We start from the raw sequence: 13,819 nt of genomic DNA, 5'->3' as shown, positions 1-13,819 counted from the left end.
GCAGCATTAATTTGAACACCGCCGACGAGCTCATCTTATTGAAGTGAATGGGGCGGGAACCCAGCCGATCGCTTGCCTAATATGCGAATGACGGGTGTTGACTAGTCGGGGAGGACTCTTTGGGCCAGTCCGGACGATAACCAAATCATATTCGGCGCTCTTCACTGCATCCGGGTGACGCAGTTCTCCTTCTCTGCTGAGAACTAGTTCGTATGGTCCGCCGCTCAGATTCAACGCCCGCAAGCTCGTCTTTTCGTCATAGAGCACTTGGATACGCGTCGAGGCAAGTTTAGCAACAGTGGTTGATAAAAGATGAAAAACGAACCGGTTTAAGCCATACACCTTACATGGCAACGGAGTATTCGCGACAATCGTCACTAATTTCGGAGCGTCGTCGCGAATCAGCCCCCTCATCGTTTTAGTCATTGTGCTTTGAAAGCGATTCCACAGATCATTAACGGACTCTGAGTAAATACGATCTAACGCTTCCCATATTTTTTCGCGATCGTTCGTGGAAATGTGCCAGTACTGAGCTCTAAGGGCTTGCTCCTCCGCAAGTGACAGTTTTCGATGCATTGATTCCAGAAAGTCGACTCCGTTTGCGGCTTGTGACTTTATCTCGTTAGTAAGGATTCCCAATATGTCGGACGCAACCTTGGCGACCTCGGGGCGGACAATTGACCGCCATAAATCCTGCAAGGCGCCGTCACCGTTTCCGATGATGAGGACCCTCGGGGGTTCTCCATGTCCCAAAAATCGATCGCACAATGTATCGTTCTGCCAAAACGATTTGCTTAAATCAGATGGAATGGGGAACGGCGATCCCGCCGCACAGGGCCACGTCGAGTCCTCAGTTCCGTAGCCCGTTGCGTTAATCAGAAAATCGAAGCGATTGGACTTTAATGGGAGCGCATTTTTATTAAACTTCCTCACAAGTTGATCGTCATAAGGGAGGAGGTGCCGGAAGGTCGTTACATGCTTCTTAGTTGCTTTGTCCCAAGTGGAGCGCACCAGCTTAGTATTACCATGAAACTGGAGGTAAGCACCCCCTGGATGGCGCTGCATGAATACTTGCAGTTGGCCCACTAAATCAGCGGCGTGCGCTTGGGCACTTTTGGTCCCCAATAAATAGAGCGAGTCGAGAAGCCCCATTTTTTTCTGTCGGCTAAAGACTGGCCAGTCAAGCCAATCATATTCGGCGACACGGTGAAAATCGGATGGGTATTGGTCCCAATCCCAATTTACGTGAGGCCAATCGTATTCGTACGGCGAAAGAGACCGCGTACTACACTTCAATTGGGTAGCAAATGGGAAATAGTTTGAATCTATGAGCGTGGTCGGAACCCGTTGAGCCGCCGCCGCAATAGCGGCACTCGTGCCGGCCACCCCCGCGCCCACGACAAGAAGCTCGGAGCGACCGTTCAATAGATTCGCATCCAGGAGTCCGTGAACAACCATGCGGCTCCGCACGATATTATCGCGGATGCTTATCCATCGTTGATATGTAGAAAGATCTACAGACCACCTGTCATTTTTGAGCGCCAGCACTGCAAACGAGCTTTCGCTCATAACAGTCCCTTTGTCGCGGGTTTACGGGCAGAAACACCTCTCTTGCGGCGCCCAGCACGCCGGACCACAGGCAACCATCAACGTTTTAAAGCGTCGCAAGTACCGAACTACTGGCTAGAAAAAGCGTGTTGCTCGAACGCGAGCAACATCTTTCGCTGTTCTTCCATAGATTCCGGCTCGCCGCGGGATTCGTACAGAACGTCGAGCTCGCCTTGCGTCATATCCCAAGGTCCGGCTTCATCGAATGCCTCTTGCAGCGTTTCAGACATCGCAGCGTCATCGCTGTATCCCGGCGTGGCTGGTCGGTGCACCATAATTGTCTCCACGAGGCGATAAATCGCCGGAAGTCTTGCTACTGCATTAGTGATATAGTGGCCCAGCAGCGATCGTTCCTGACGCTTGCCATCTTAATTCCTCTACGCGGACGCACATTGTGCGGCGGATCACATTGTTTCCCCGTTCGGCCAACGATAGACCGCTTCGCTACCAAATTCAAGGCCGACTATTTAATAGTGCAATTTCGGCTGAACAGCCCGGCGATGAATCGGTCTGTTCTACTCTGCGACCGTGCACGGGTAAAATCGACTGCAAATTTGCCGCGCGCACTGGGTCGTCCAAGTCAATTTTTAGGACTTCAGGAGAAGTCTCAGGTAATTTTGCTCGCCCCCAAGATGGCCCTTCGCTTGTTACTGGCGCAGCGATTGAAAAATTTACCGTGACAGCATTGGGTTTTTCCACAGTAAGCAGGCAAAGCCGCCATTGCCGGATTGCTCGACGCGCATGCAAAAAGGGATGCCGCGCTGATTCAGGACGGCAGGCAGCCATCGGCAGGGATACCGTCGTCTCCGCACAGCCATTGAATTATCTACAAAACTTTGGCGGAATCACCGATATTTTCCTTTACGAACGGTCGGCACGCGGTGGCATCGCGCTAAAACCAGGCGTTGACTACTGCCTTCGGCGTTTTTATACGCCATCTGCCGCCGGAACGTGAGCGCCCCCCCAGCAACCGTGCCGCTTCGGCTTGCGTGAGCCGATTGTCCTGCCAATCTCTGTACGCTTCTTCGGATCTCATCTTCCGGGTTTCCTGTAACCACCGTGCCCGGCTCAAAGGTTCGCTTCATGCCTCACCCACAAACCGGACACATTTTGTGCTACGAAGCCCGACATTTCATTTGCGCCCGGGCACTGTTGCAGAGGAACCTTGCAAGACTTGGGGTGATCGCGTACCATCCTGGCGTGGCGCACAAGTGCGCACTTCTGCGTAAAAGTGAGGTTGATGTCTAAGGTTACGGTTCTGCTATCTTCGAGCGAATTTGCGCGATTAGACGCGTATTGCGAAGAGCATGGGTTCAAGAAAAGTACGCTCATTGCCCGTCTGATACGGGAGTACCTTGACGTGCAGGAGTTTCCGAAACAGGAAGTGCTTCCCTTGGACAATAGCCGTCAGAAACCGGTGGCACGCGCTCGCACCCGAGAAGGGGGCTAGTAACCCTTATCAGCGTCAATCAACGATTCACTGAAAGCACATGTCCAGCAAAAAAAAAGCCGGCACACAGAAGAAGGCGCCCACGCCCGGAATGCATTCGCTGCCGCCGAAAGCCTCGGGGACGGATAAGCCGTACCGTGATATCAAGCCCGAAACACCCATTGCGTCGTTGGATCGCGCAGGCGCATCTGATACGACCGGCCGTTATCCGTTGGATGTGGTCGCTCCGGTGGTTGGGATGTCCGAGAGCTTCGTCAAAAAAGTTGTCGGACGGAAGCGCGAGCTGTCCCGCGCTGACGTCATCGCTCTTTTGGACCAAGATGCGTTCAACGAGACTTTCATCCCTCGAAGCAAGGTTCTGCCGTACCTAGAGAGAGTTGTGAGCCTTTCGCCGCTTGTCGCGCATGACGTGGGTGAGGCAGACCGCGGGGCACGATATCGCCTTTGCCAAGGCAATGCACTCCAGCTCGTAAATTCCATTAGCTCAGCGAGCATCCAATGCATCGTTACGTCGACGCCTTACTGGGCCATGCGGCTGTACGAAGACATGCAGCGGGTGCAATGGGCAGACGGGGAATATTGCGCCTATGGAATGGAGCAGACGCCGGAAGGCTTTGTTCGGCACTCGGCTGAGATGATTCTCGCATTGTCCAAAGTGTTGACGGCCGTCGGCTCTATCTGGTGGAACGTCATGGATACGTTTAATACTCGGACGCAAGTCCGGGAAAACGCGGCAGAAGCATTGCGTGCAATGCAAGGCAAAGAGACGCGCGGCTGGAAGGACTACGAATGTCGTCGTTATAGCGCAGGGCACTCCTTTTTGAAAGATGGAGAACAATGCCTGATTCCATTCTCTATTGCCCAGCGCGTGAGCCGTATGGGCCTTTATGTGAAGAGCGTGATTAGTTGGGCAAAGACGAGTTCGTTGCCAGAACCTCAGGAATCGAGAGTGAGCCGTAACGTCGAATATGTTCTACATATTTCCCGGCAGCGAACACCATTTTTCGCGAAAGAGGCTTTTCGGAACACAGCTCCAAAGTTAGGCGGACGCAATCCCGCTTTGGAGCCAAACAAGCTTTCAGACAGTTGGATACTTCCAACATCGGCTGGACGCGATGGGCACGGAGCTCAGTTTCCTTTGTCGCTCCCCGGCAGATGCATTGCCGTGTCGACTGAGCCGAATGACTATGTCTTTGACCCATTTTGTGGCGCGGGAACCGCAGGGGTGGCCGCACTCGCATTGGGACGAAGATTCCTCGGATTCGACATAAGTGAGACCTATCTTTCAGTCGCACGGCGTCGGCTAGAAGCCGCGTCTGAGGGGTTACTTATTGAGGACGAAACTCTGGAACCAATTGCTCAAGATTGCGCAGCGCCGCTGTTGCGGTTTGAAGGTGTGCGAGCGGTAGCTTAATTTCAAAAACTTCGACGTCCAAGAAGGATTGTCGACGCGAGGCTTGAACACGAGTGGCATGTTCGTCTGTACAAAAAAAGACGAAGAATTCTTGGGAGGCGCGGCGCGAATATACGTGTGCCTGGTAATAGTCCGCCGCCGACACCCCGTCCACCTTGTATTTGACGTCGCCCACCAGCAGCAGCCGTTCATCCTTTGAAATAACGATGTCGGGGTCAAGGAGCAAACTTCCTTCTTTGAAGAGGGACATTGGCGGGAAAAAACCTTTTCGAACGCTCAGACCTCTAGTTTGATAGCCGAGCTTCAACTGTTGGCGAACGTATGCCTCGAAGACAGTAGCCGAGTTGAATAATACGGGCTCCGCTCGCACTTCCTCGGCTGCGCCTTGCTTAAAGCCCGACTCGCCAAGCAGAATAAGCGCAAGACGCAGCGCCGCTGCATAGTAACCTCGTGCGCCGTCGTACTGCCCGGAAAGAAGTCGCATTCTGACATGCTCTAGCGTTTCTCCAGAGAGAGTGCCGGAGGCAAACTTACGCGAAAAATCGAACAGAAATTCCCGGTCTTCTTGACTCAATAACCGGGAATGACGCCGTAAAACATTTTGGGCAGCCGCAGATAGCACGACGTTCTCCGGCACATCAGTAGTTCGCGTTCTCCGAGAAAATACAAAGGGTTTTTCATTGTTCTGTGCCAATCTAATGGCAGTCGAAAGAACGTCGAGCTCTCCACCCGCCACTTCCGCGACTTCCCGTCGCCTCTGCCAAGCAAAGCGCACACTTCCGGAGTCTACTGCGAGCAAACTTCTAACAAATGGCCTAGCCACAAGACTAGCCAGCGATGCGTCCTCGGAGAAGGAATAGCCGACTAGTTGCTCGTCCTGAGTTCCTTGCGCTGCGTTTGTCGTTTCGGATTCAACCAACATTCGAATGAAATTTGCGTTTCCAACTCTCGGACGAAGTTGCAGGGTGTCTCCATTCTTGAGAGGTATACTGCCCACCACTGTATCCACCTCAAGGCCCACACGACTCCCTCTATAGAACGGCCGGATTTGTGCCGGCAGTCCCTTCGGTAACCATTCGAGGTCGAATCCCGACAACTCGGTCGCTGTACATTCGCGGACATCCCACAACATATCAAACCTCTGGAGAGAGAAGTTCTTCCGCGAGCAAGTCAAGTTCCGTCAACTCGGTTGGCCTGTGTCGAAAATGCTTTTGGAGCACAGGCCGTATAAAGGCGAGATAGTACGCACGGAAGTCATCCTCGCTTTTGAGTCGTGCAAAATAGCCATGTCCCAGTGGGTATTTCTCTTGAACGCCCGCAAAAAATTCGACGATGGAGTCTATGCTTTTTTCAGGAAGCTGCTTTTGAACCAACATCTCCCTGAGATCCTCGACACGAGGCGGAAATTCCACGCTTGCGACCCGACCAAGCAGCGCATCATCAACCTCCTCCGTGGAGTTATCTAGTGTGTTCATCGTGAAGACGAAAATCGTGTGGGGTGATATAGACAACGATGTGTTGTTCCGAAGCGTTATTGCAAACTGGTCGCCTCGATAAGCATCTTCAAGCAAAGAGAAAACCTCTCCCAAAGCTTGAGAAAGCTGCGTGCGGTTTGCCTCCTCGAGCACGATTACTTTGGCGTTCGTTCGAATGGCCTTTGTAAGCGGGCCTTCTTGCCAGTCGAAACCACCCTTCCCGTCCGATTTCAGACCGACGACAAGGTTTTCATACCCCCATCCGTCATGAATTTGGATTACAACTGGTGCGGACTCACCGAACAACTCCGTCACTGCTCTTGTTTTTCCAGTTCTCGGCGGTCCGTACAGCAGAATCGCCTTCGACATCTTCACCGCCGTTTGTAACTGGTCGCGCGGCTGTCCGGAAATCCATCGCGGCCCTGTAGAACGCGTGCGAATAGCGGCTAGACGTCGTTGATACGTTCTTTCATCCAGCTTAAAAATTCTGTCTTCTCTAGCGTCGGTATTGCCAGAAACAGCATCCTCAACCATCGCGCGCAACTGGTCTGCATCAACGGCTTTGCTATCAAAACTGGGCTGGAAATCTACGTCATCAACGAAGATAACCGCGCGCTCTTCCGCGTCGATATTTAGCCCGGTGAGCATGGACCTGACGAGGAACGTGACCGGGTCAGCCTCGTCGACCGGTACAGATGCCGTTCGTCCGTACCATGTTGCCCAAGCGCGCAGAGGTATCGCTACACGCTGCGTATCTGCCTTAGCAAACCCATTCTTGTTGATGCCTAAGCCTTGCGGATAGCCAGGTTGTGCCGATACCTTCCAAGGGCCACTCGGGTCCCGTTCAATTCGCAAGAAGGCCCTTGGGTCAAAGCCAACCGTAGAATCATGAAACTTCTTGATATTGGTCTGGATGCCTGTTCTAGGCGCATCACGCCCCATGGTCAAATCTGAACGAGTCGTAGCAAATGGCACAAAATATTCTTTTGCTGGGTCGGACGCGTCATATGAAAACAAGATGTTTACCGCGTCTGCCGGATTCGCGGTATCAACGAGCACTGCGTTTTCACGCGTGAAGCCCATTTGTTTAATTGTGAGCCATACCTTTAGCATTGCGTCAGCAGTGCCACGCAGTGATACGAGGGCCAACCTGAGCGTATCTGCTGAGACAAATCGTTCTGATGCCATTGCGTTCCCTTCAAGTTCTGTAATCAATGTCTAATAGCGAGCCATTGTAACTGTTTGTAAATAAGTTCGGCCGGTATAGGCTGCGGATTAACAAGACTTACCTCCTTCGTCCATCGAGAGGCCACCCGGGCAGCCGTCATAACCGGGGTTTAGACATCAAAGCGTCAATGCGTGTGCGGAAGGATTGCCTTACTTCGTGCCCGACATACCACTCACTGCGGGCAATGGTGTTTTTGGGGCCAGACAAGATTGCATCGCTGATTTCCCGGATTGCGCTAGGCGACCCATGTGCCATACTTGGACCGCTTTTGGCATGACCGCTTAAAAGGCGGCGTCTTCTACCCAGACAACCGGGTGGCCGTCCCACGCAGCCAGCATAGCGTTCAAGGGGAGGCGCGGCTGAGTGACCCCGACAACGCGGTATGGACAGCGAAGGGCACCATGAATCAGCAATTGAAAATTAAAAGGGACCCAGAAGGCACTCGCCGCCGGATCTTGCTGGCGGCGGCGGAAGAGTTTGCCAACGGCGGGTTGTTTGGGGCGCGCGTCGACCAGATCGCCCGTCGCGCGGACACGAACGAGCGCATGCTCTACTACTACTATGGGAGCAAGGATCAGCTGTTTACGGCGGTGCTCGAATACGCGTATGCGGCGCTCACTGAGGCCGAGAGAGCACTCGATCTGAATGGGGTGGCGCCCGTGGAAGCAATCACCAGGCTGGCGCACTTCGTTTGGGATTACTACCGCGATCACCCCGATCTGCTGCGCCTCGTCAATAACGAAAACCTGCACGAGGCGCGCTACTTGAAAAAGTCCACGAGAATCCGGGAGATGATTTCCCCGATTGTCGCGACGCTTGGTTCAATTCTCGAACGCGGCCAGCGCGCTGGATTGTTCAGGGCAAACGTCGATCCGTTGCGTTTTTATGTGACGCTGTCTGGGCTCGGCTACTACATTGTTTCCAATCGTTTTACGCTTGAGGCCACGCTCGGTCGTGACTTCAGCTCGACCACCGAACGCAGCGAGATGCTCAATATGAATACAGAACTGCTGCTCGCGTATTTGATGCGGCGGTAACGCAAAGTGGCCGAGGAAAACACGGCCAAAGAAGTTTCGCAAGCTGGATCGCACGTTCGACCACCGGGCTGCACAGCTTTCACTGAAGGCCAAGTAAACGCATTAAGACTGTACTCCTTCGTTGACGAGTCGTTGGATATCCCTCGCTCTCCAGGCAACGCAGCGCGGACCAAGAGAAACCGGCTGCGGGTACGTTCCATGTTCCCTGAGGTTGTGAAGCTAATTGGTGGGTAACTGGCAAGGCGGCAAAGTTGGGGGCACTTTTGGGGGTATCTCTGCCTTTTCGAACCGGCGGATGTTAAGTATCGAGTGGTCGGGAGTTCGATCCTTCGTCTCATAGAAGCGGCGCCGAACAACGCACGGGAATCGTTGGGTAAGGAGCGCGTCCTTCCGCATAGTCCGGTGACTGCCGCTTAGGCGGCGGAATTCAACCTACGAGGCGTACAACGCCTAGCATAAGTGGGCGACGACGGTTGCGACGACTTCCCATTCGTCGTCGCGGCAGCTTTTCAGCCACCGCAGGCCGCGGGCGAGCAGCCGAACGTTCCGCGTGGCATCACTTTCGCGGCCCAAAGTCGATCTGCGCTTGCTTGAGCATCCAAGCTTCGATCTTGTCATGCCACATACGCAGAAGATCGAGGGGGCGGCGCCGGTAGTGTTTCTCGGCGATTGCCGACGGCTTATGTCCTTGAATTTGGGCGACGACGCCGACAGGGACTTCGACCCACTCTGACAGCGTGCCGAACGATCGACGCAGGCCGTGGATCGAAATATGTGGCAAACCTGTCGGCGCCACCGCGCGGTTATGTGCATGACGCGGCTCGGCAATCTTCCCATCCGACGCGGTCTTGCTGGCGAACACCCACTCGGACGGCTCCCACTGCTCGCTCCTTTGTGCAAGACGTGCGGTTTGGCGTTTGTTCGGAGGGGCTTCATTCAGTCGTTGAAGATTCAGCAATAGGCTCGCTAAATACGGGGTGAGCGGAATAGTCCGACCGCCGGTACCTTCCACCTTGTCGTTCATCGTCAGGCTCCGCCACCGGAAGTCCACGTCTTCCCAGCGCAATGCGGCTAGCTCCTCCCGACGGGCTCCGGTGATCAAAAGGCCTTGTAGGTATGCGCTTATGACTGGATTCGCGATGCCACGTACCGCGCTAAACCAAACAGGCAGCTGCTCGCGCTGCAGGCAGTCGTCCTTCGCGGCGCTGCGAGGGATAATGCCCTTGACCTTTGGTGAGGCATAGGCGTCGTGGGAGATGATGCCCGCGTACGTCTCGTGAGTGTCGCACCACCGAATGAACGCCTTAAAGAGACCGAAGGCATGGCCGGCATTCGTTGGTCCCCGGGATATTTCGACCTCCAGCCACTCGGACATGGATGTTGCCGTGATCTCGGTCAACCTGCGCGCCATGAGCGGAGCCAATGGTCCACGCACTTTTTCTTTGCTGCCGCGTTTTGCAATGCCTCCGCCGGGCGACGAGAGGTTGATGTGGTCGAGGATGTATCTCTCCGACCGCGGCTTTTTCGTTTTGGGTGAGATCTTTGTTCGCAGATGCTCCAAGTAATGCTCCCACGCTTCGCCGACAGTCACGTCCTGACGGCGCTTCGCTGCCTGCCGGGCTTCATGTGCAGCCTTCTGCTCTGCTTCTTGTTCGCGTGGATCAACGCCGCCGTCAATTAGCGTCTGGTGTTGACGGCGGCGTAAATCCGCACATAAATGGCGGCACAAGGTTCACCAGGACCGTCAACAATGAAGCGCCGTTGACGGCCTCGGTCGGGGTGGCCGGTCCCAATCAGAATGGATCGCCGATGTCGTTGAGATTGGGATCCTCGGGAGGGGAATGCTGTTCGTGCAGCAGGTCATGCAGGGCGAGGTCATAGTGCATGCAGATCCGGGCACGCAGATCCCCGATGAGTTCGACGACGGCGAGCGCCTGTTCCGGCGACCAGTTGTCCGGTATCAGGAAGTCGAGCCCACGGGTGATGCCCGAAGGCAGGTGTGCCAGGCGCTTCATGATTTCTTCTCCGCACGCGCGCTACTGCGTCTGCTGGCGCGTTGCTCGGCCCTCTCGCGCGCTTCCTTGACCCGGTAGGACTCGCCCTCGATGGCAATGACTTCGGCGCGATGGACCAGCCGGTCAACGAGCGAGACGACACAGGCGGCGTTCGGGAACACCTCGTGCCATTCGGAGAACGGTCTGTTGGTTGTGACCACGGTACTTGCCGATCCGTACCTGCGGCTGACCAGTTCGAACAGCAGATCGGCGTGGCGGTTTGAGTACGAGAGGTAACCGACCTCATCAATCACCAGGACGTCAGGGGATGCATAGCGGCGCAGGCGTCGACGCAGCGCCGAATCGCTGTCCAGTGCGGCCAGTTCGCCGAGCATCTGACCGGCGGTAGTGAACAGCGCGGTGTGACCGTGCACGAGCGCCTGATAGGCGAGATTGAGCGCGAGGGTTGACTTGCCGACACCATTCGGGCCGATCAACACGACGTTGGCGGTATCCCTGACGAACCCGAGCGACATCAACTCTTCAACGGCAAGCCGGTCGCAGCGCGTGGGCCAGCTCCAGTCGAAGTCGCACAGCGGCTTGAAGTTGCCCAGGCGGGCATCGCGGATACGTCGCTCCAGTGATCGGCGGGCGCGCTCATCCTCTTCCCACTGCAACAGCGGCGCGACCCACTGTTCGGCGGCCACATCGGTCCAATGCGCGAGCAGTCCGTACAGACGCAGGGCGTTCGCGCGCCCATGAAGGTTCTCAGGCGTGTTCATCGGCGCCTCCCGCAAGCTGGTCGTAGATGTCGAGCCGGTGTGGTGTCACCAGCGTGTCCTTGTTGCGCACGTGTTCGGGCAGGATGAGGGTGACTGGCGGCGGGGCCTGCCGTGCCTCGCGCCGGCGCTCAAGCGCCAGACGTACCGGATTGGGATGAGGCGCCGCGTCGCTGGCAAGGGTTTCCTCGATCGCGGCCTGCAGTTCGGCCGGGCCATAGCGGTCGAGCAGTCGCAGCAGGTGCGTGGTGATATTGCCCAGATTGCCGCCACGCTCAGCGGCGTGCAGCATCAGGGTCCGGCTGGCCGGCGCAGCCCGGGCCAGATGATCAAGACCGCGATGGTGACGGGCCTCGTGCTTCCTTGCGACGAGCGCATCGATGTGTGCGGCAATCTCGATCTGCGCGCCGCGATCGTAACTGCGTTCATGGGTGGCGAGCAGATCGGCGCCGTCGAGAATGCGTACGCGCCGGGGATCAGCTCGTACCGTGAGCGTGCGTCGCACATGGGTATACGGGATCGTATAGTCGTTCAGGTCGAAGCGCACGTAGGGCGTCTTGCCGACCTTCACGGCGAGAAGCAGCTCACACGGGTACGGATTCTCCGGCAACGTGAGCAGGCTGGGCTGTTCGCGCCCGAAGGCCTCGCGCACGGTGATCATGGGTTCTTCGCGGCAGGGCCGCTCAGCAGCGGGTCCCGCGCACCAGATTGCCGCCTGGGCGTTGAGATCGTCGAGGTCCGTGAATCTGCGAGCGGCAAAGAAGCTCTCGCGTACAAAGCGGATTGCCCGTTCAACGCGCCCCTTCTCGTTGCCCCGTGCGACAGCCACCGGACGAGGCTCATAACGATGATGCGCGGCGAACGCGAGCAATGTCGGGTGGAAGCGGATCGCATCGCCCTGACGCTCAAGCACGGCGCTACGCAGGTTATCGTAAAGCAGAACCCTGGGGACCCCGGACCATGCTTCGAAGGCGCCGGCATGTCCTGCCAGGAAACTGTCCATACGGGCATCGAGGAAGAAGCGCAGATAGATCTGCCGTGACCACGACAGCACCATCACGAAGGCCATCAGCGGTCGTCGTGCCCGACCGATCTGCAGGTGACCGAAGCTGGCCCAATCGACCTGCGCCTGTTCCCCGGGCAGCGTGCGCAGGCGCAGGTAAGCCTCAGGTACCGGGCGTGGCCGGTGCAGCGAGATCAGGTGCCGGAAGTGGTGGTGACTGCCCCGGTAGCCGCGCTCATACACCATCGCATACAGGCGACTGGCCGTGAGCGAGGGAAACTTCTTTAGCGTCTCGTGGATGAACGGCAGGTAAGCATCGATCTGTGAGGCTCGCTGCACGGCGCCAATCCTGGGCAGGCCGGCCTGGGCCAGCACGCGCTGGACGGTGCCGCGGTGCACGCGCAACTGGCGCGCGATGGTGCCGCAACGCCACTTCTCCACGTGGTAATAGCGCAGGATCTGCGCCTCGAGTTCAGCTCCAATGGTCATGGGTCGTTTCCTGTTCTGTCAGTAGTAGTACGAACATCACGGAAGACCCGACGGCGCAGTGGCCCGATGCGTACAAGGCCCGAACAGATGCGGCGACAGAAGCAGCAAGGCGTCGATCCGGGCGCGGCGACAGTGGATGTCGATGCGGTGGCCGTCGTCGTCGAAGTCAGTGGCAGTAGAGCATTGGCGACGGGTGTCGGGGAACGCTGATGCGTCACTTTATTGAGGCGCTGACGATAGCGACGCATCCGTTCGGCATGTGCAAAGCGGCCACGACGACTGAGTTGATAGCGTTGGCCAGCCTCGCGCAGGCGGGCGCGGCGCGAGGCCTGTGAGCAGTCGCCACCGCAGTAAATCTGGCCGCGATCGCAACGGCGGCACACGACGACCTGCGCCCGGCAGCGGGCGCACAGAAAGAGGCGGCCAGTGGCCGGCATCGGCAGTCCCCGTCAATGCCGAAGCGGAATCGACGAGGCGGATCAGCCGTGCCATACTGGCCCGGCACCCGTACCCCGTTGTGCGCGTGTGGGGCTCGACACTGGAATGAACTTGGCGGTTAGGACCGGTGTCGGGCCTGTTTCTTCGGCGGTCAGTTGTAGTCGTTCTTCTACCGCATCCCGATTCCCGCGTCATCCCCCTGCCGAACCGAACATCCCCGGTGCGTCTGCGCTCGCCCTACGGGCTCCCTCCGACGCACCCGAATGTGAGCCTCATGAAACGTCCCAGAGTCGCCGGGCTGAACAGCAATCGCGTCGCCCGGCTGTCCGACGCCGCCATCCAATGTCGGATTCCGACCGCCATTCACATCTGGAGACTACGCGCGCGCTCCTGAGCCTGGTCGATCGTCCAGCTCCTCGGATCGCCGATCGTGATCCGCACGGTCGAGCCGTGGATCTTCCCTTGGAAAATGTAGGCCTTGGCTCCGCCAGTTGTGGCTCGCAAGCCAAGCCCCGGTGTCTTGCTGTCCCAGAGGAACGATTGATTTATGGGCTTGCCCTTTTGGGTGACTTGGCCCGGTGCGCAACGATGCCCCTCTACCCGGGCTGCTGTGAAGTTTACCTTCGCCACATAATCTCCTTGTTGCTAAGCCGGCAATCTCATGTAACCCCCATGTAACCGGATTATGTGGCATTGAAGCTGCGCGGGTCAACTTGGATGGGACGGTGGGCGAGAAGATATCGGTTAAAATACAATCAGTTATAAACTTATATCAACGCAAATCCATCTCAAGGAACGTCCACTTGTTCGTATTCGCAATGCGAAGGTCGGGAGTTCGATCCTCCTCCTCTCCACCAAATTCAAGTCTGGTTAAGTCCAGAGAAGGCCGGAAAACCCTTATCCC

Annotated in this window: 14 protein-coding genes and 1 pseudogene; 5 read left to right on the top strand and 10 right to left on the bottom strand. The window is 56.7% G+C overall.

The window, feature by feature from the left end; all coding sequences use genetic code 11:
* Positions 1-30: 30 nt before the first annotated feature.
* Together OKW30_RS17265 and OKW30_RS17260 are read right to left on the bottom strand one after the other, a co-directional pair.
* On the bottom strand, positions 31-1,569 hold the full coding sequence (locus OKW30_RS17265; RefSeq protein ID WP_429347191.1) for a hypothetical protein: 1,539 nt from the start codon (positions 1,567-1,569) through the stop codon (positions 31-33).
* Positions 1,570-1,676: 107 nt separating this feature from the next.
* A complete protein-coding gene (locus OKW30_RS17260; protein ID WP_429347190.1) occupies positions 1,677-1,838 on the bottom strand; it encodes a hypothetical protein in 162 nt (53 codons plus the stop codon).
* 164 nt (positions 1,839-2,002) lie between these two features.
* Between OKW30_RS17260 and OKW30_RS17255 the strand changes: the two genes are divergently transcribed.
* Positions 2,003-2,563, top strand: a complete 561-nt coding sequence (locus OKW30_RS17255) for a hypothetical protein (protein ID WP_429347189.1) — start codon at positions 2,003-2,005, stop codon at positions 2,561-2,563.
* 535 nt (positions 2,564-3,098) lie between these two features.
* On the top strand, positions 3,099-4,472 hold the full coding sequence (locus tag OKW30_RS17250) for a DNA-methyltransferase (RefSeq protein WP_429347188.1): 1,374 nt from the start codon (positions 3,099-3,101) through the stop codon (positions 4,470-4,472).
* Here OKW30_RS17250 and OKW30_RS17245 read toward each other — a convergent pair.
* Both OKW30_RS17245 and OKW30_RS17240 read right to left on the bottom strand, forming a co-directional pair.
* Positions 4,387-5,604, bottom strand: coding sequence for a 5-methylcytosine restriction system specificity protein McrC (locus tag OKW30_RS17245; protein WP_429347187.1), 1,218 nt, complete (start codon positions 5,602-5,604; stop codon positions 4,387-4,389). The two genes, OKW30_RS17250 and OKW30_RS17245, sit on opposite strands and share 86 nt — an antisense overlap.
* Before the next feature lies 1 nt (position 5,605).
* Entirely contained in the window at positions 5,606-7,162 is a 1,557-nt protein-coding gene (locus OKW30_RS17240) for an AAA family ATPase (protein WP_429347186.1), read from the bottom strand.
* A gap of 414 nt (positions 7,163-7,576) precedes the next feature.
* Between OKW30_RS17240 and OKW30_RS17235 the strand changes: the two genes are divergently transcribed.
* Positions 7,577-8,212: a TetR family transcriptional regulator gene (locus OKW30_RS17235; RefSeq protein WP_429347763.1), complete on the top strand. Its 636-nt coding sequence runs from the start codon at positions 7,577-7,579 to the stop codon at positions 8,210-8,212.
* Between the two features lie 102 nt (positions 8,213-8,314).
* Here OKW30_RS17235 and OKW30_RS17230 read toward each other — a convergent pair.
* From OKW30_RS17230 to istA, 5 genes and pseudogenes are all read right to left on the bottom strand, one after another.
* Positions 8,315-8,410, bottom strand: a pseudogene (locus tag OKW30_RS17230) (helix-turn-helix transcriptional regulator); the annotation flags it as partial.
* A 358-nt stretch (positions 8,411-8,768) separates the two neighbouring features.
* Positions 8,769-9,941 carry a tyrosine-type recombinase/integrase gene (locus OKW30_RS17225; protein ID WP_429347185.1) on the bottom strand — a complete coding sequence of 391 codons (1,173 nt, stop codon included), beginning with the start codon at positions 9,939-9,941 and terminating at the stop codon, positions 8,769-8,771.
* 64 nt (positions 9,942-10,005) lie between these two features.
* Positions 10,006-10,227 (bottom strand): hypothetical protein, encoded by a 222-nt coding sequence (locus tag OKW30_RS17220; protein WP_429345678.1) that lies wholly within the window; start codon positions 10,225-10,227, stop codon positions 10,006-10,008.
* Positions 10,224-10,988: an IS21-like element helper ATPase IstB gene (gene istB, locus OKW30_RS17215; protein ID WP_429345679.1), complete on the bottom strand. Its 765-nt coding sequence runs from the start codon at positions 10,986-10,988 to the stop codon at positions 10,224-10,226. The genes OKW30_RS17220 and istB overlap by 4 nt, the downstream gene beginning before the upstream one ends.
* Positions 10,975-12,477, bottom strand: coding sequence for an IS21 family transposase (gene istA / locus OKW30_RS17210; RefSeq protein ID WP_429345680.1), 1,503 nt, complete (start codon positions 12,475-12,477; stop codon positions 10,975-10,977). The genes istB and istA overlap by 14 nt, the downstream gene beginning before the upstream one ends.
* Positions 12,478-12,543: 66 nt before the next feature.
* Here istA and OKW30_RS17205 point away from each other — a divergent pair, with 66 nt between their 5' ends.
* Together OKW30_RS17205 and OKW30_RS17200 are read left to right on the top strand one after the other, a co-directional pair.
* On the top strand, positions 12,544-12,687 hold the full coding sequence (locus OKW30_RS17205; RefSeq protein ID WP_176133875.1) for a hypothetical protein: 144 nt from the start codon (positions 12,544-12,546) through the stop codon (positions 12,685-12,687).
* Positions 12,687-12,812, top strand: coding sequence for a hypothetical protein (locus OKW30_RS17200; RefSeq protein WP_256211476.1), 126 nt, complete (start codon positions 12,687-12,689; stop codon positions 12,810-12,812). Before OKW30_RS17205 ends, OKW30_RS17200 begins: the two co-directional genes overlap by 1 nt.
* 466 nt (positions 12,813-13,278) lie before the next feature.
* Here the strand turns inward: OKW30_RS17200 and OKW30_RS17195 are convergent, their stop codons facing one another.
* Positions 13,279-13,545 carry an Arm DNA-binding domain-containing protein gene (locus OKW30_RS17195; protein WP_429347184.1) on the bottom strand — a complete coding sequence of 89 codons (267 nt, stop codon included), beginning with the start codon at positions 13,543-13,545 and terminating at the stop codon, positions 13,279-13,281.
* Between the last annotated feature and the right edge of the window lie 274 nt (positions 13,546-13,819).

The sequence above is a fragment of the Paraburkholderia sp. Clong3 genome (assembly GCF_050436485.1).
Lineage (GTDB): Bacteria > Pseudomonadota > Gammaproteobacteria > Burkholderiales > Burkholderiaceae > Paraburkholderia > Paraburkholderia tuberum.
This window is presented reverse-complemented; position numbering and strand designations above follow the sequence as displayed.

What these genes read in the sequence shown, in the direction of transcription:
- OKW30_RS17245 (WP_429347187.1), bottom strand. Translation starts at nt 5,604, where the DNA reads ATGTTGTGGGATGTCCGCGAATGTACAGCGACCGAGTTGTCGGGATTC.
- OKW30_RS17250 (WP_429347188.1), top strand. Translation starts at nt 3,099, where the DNA reads ATGTCCAGCAAAAAAAAAGCCGGCACACAGAAGAAGGCGCCCACGCCC.
- OKW30_RS17205 (WP_176133875.1), top strand. Translation starts at nt 12,544, where the DNA reads ATGCGTACAAGGCCCGAACAGATGCGGCGACAGAAGCAGCAAGGCGTC.
- istB (WP_429345679.1), bottom strand. Translation starts at nt 10,988, where the DNA reads ATGAACACGCCTGAGAACCTTCATGGGCGCGCGAACGCCCTGCGTCTG.
- OKW30_RS17260 (WP_429347190.1), bottom strand. Translation starts at nt 1,838, where the DNA reads ATGTCTGAAACGCTGCAAGAGGCATTCGATGAAGCCGGACCTTGGGAT.
- OKW30_RS17200 (WP_256211476.1), top strand. Translation starts at nt 12,687, where the DNA reads ATGCGTCACTTTATTGAGGCGCTGACGATAGCGACGCATCCGTTCGGC.
- OKW30_RS17220 (WP_429345678.1), bottom strand. Translation starts at nt 10,227, where the DNA reads ATGAAGCGCCTGGCACACCTGCCTTCGGGCATCACCCGTGGGCTCGAC.
- OKW30_RS17235 (WP_429347763.1), top strand. Translation starts at nt 7,577, where the DNA reads ATGAATCAGCAATTGAAAATTAAAAGGGACCCAGAAGGCACTCGCCGC.
- OKW30_RS17265 (WP_429347191.1), bottom strand. Translation starts at nt 1,569, where the DNA reads ATGAGCGAAAGCTCGTTTGCAGTGCTGGCGCTCAAAAATGACAGGTGG.
- istA (WP_429345680.1), bottom strand. Translation starts at nt 12,477, where the DNA reads ATGACCATTGGAGCTGAACTCGAGGCGCAGATCCTGCGCTATTACCAC.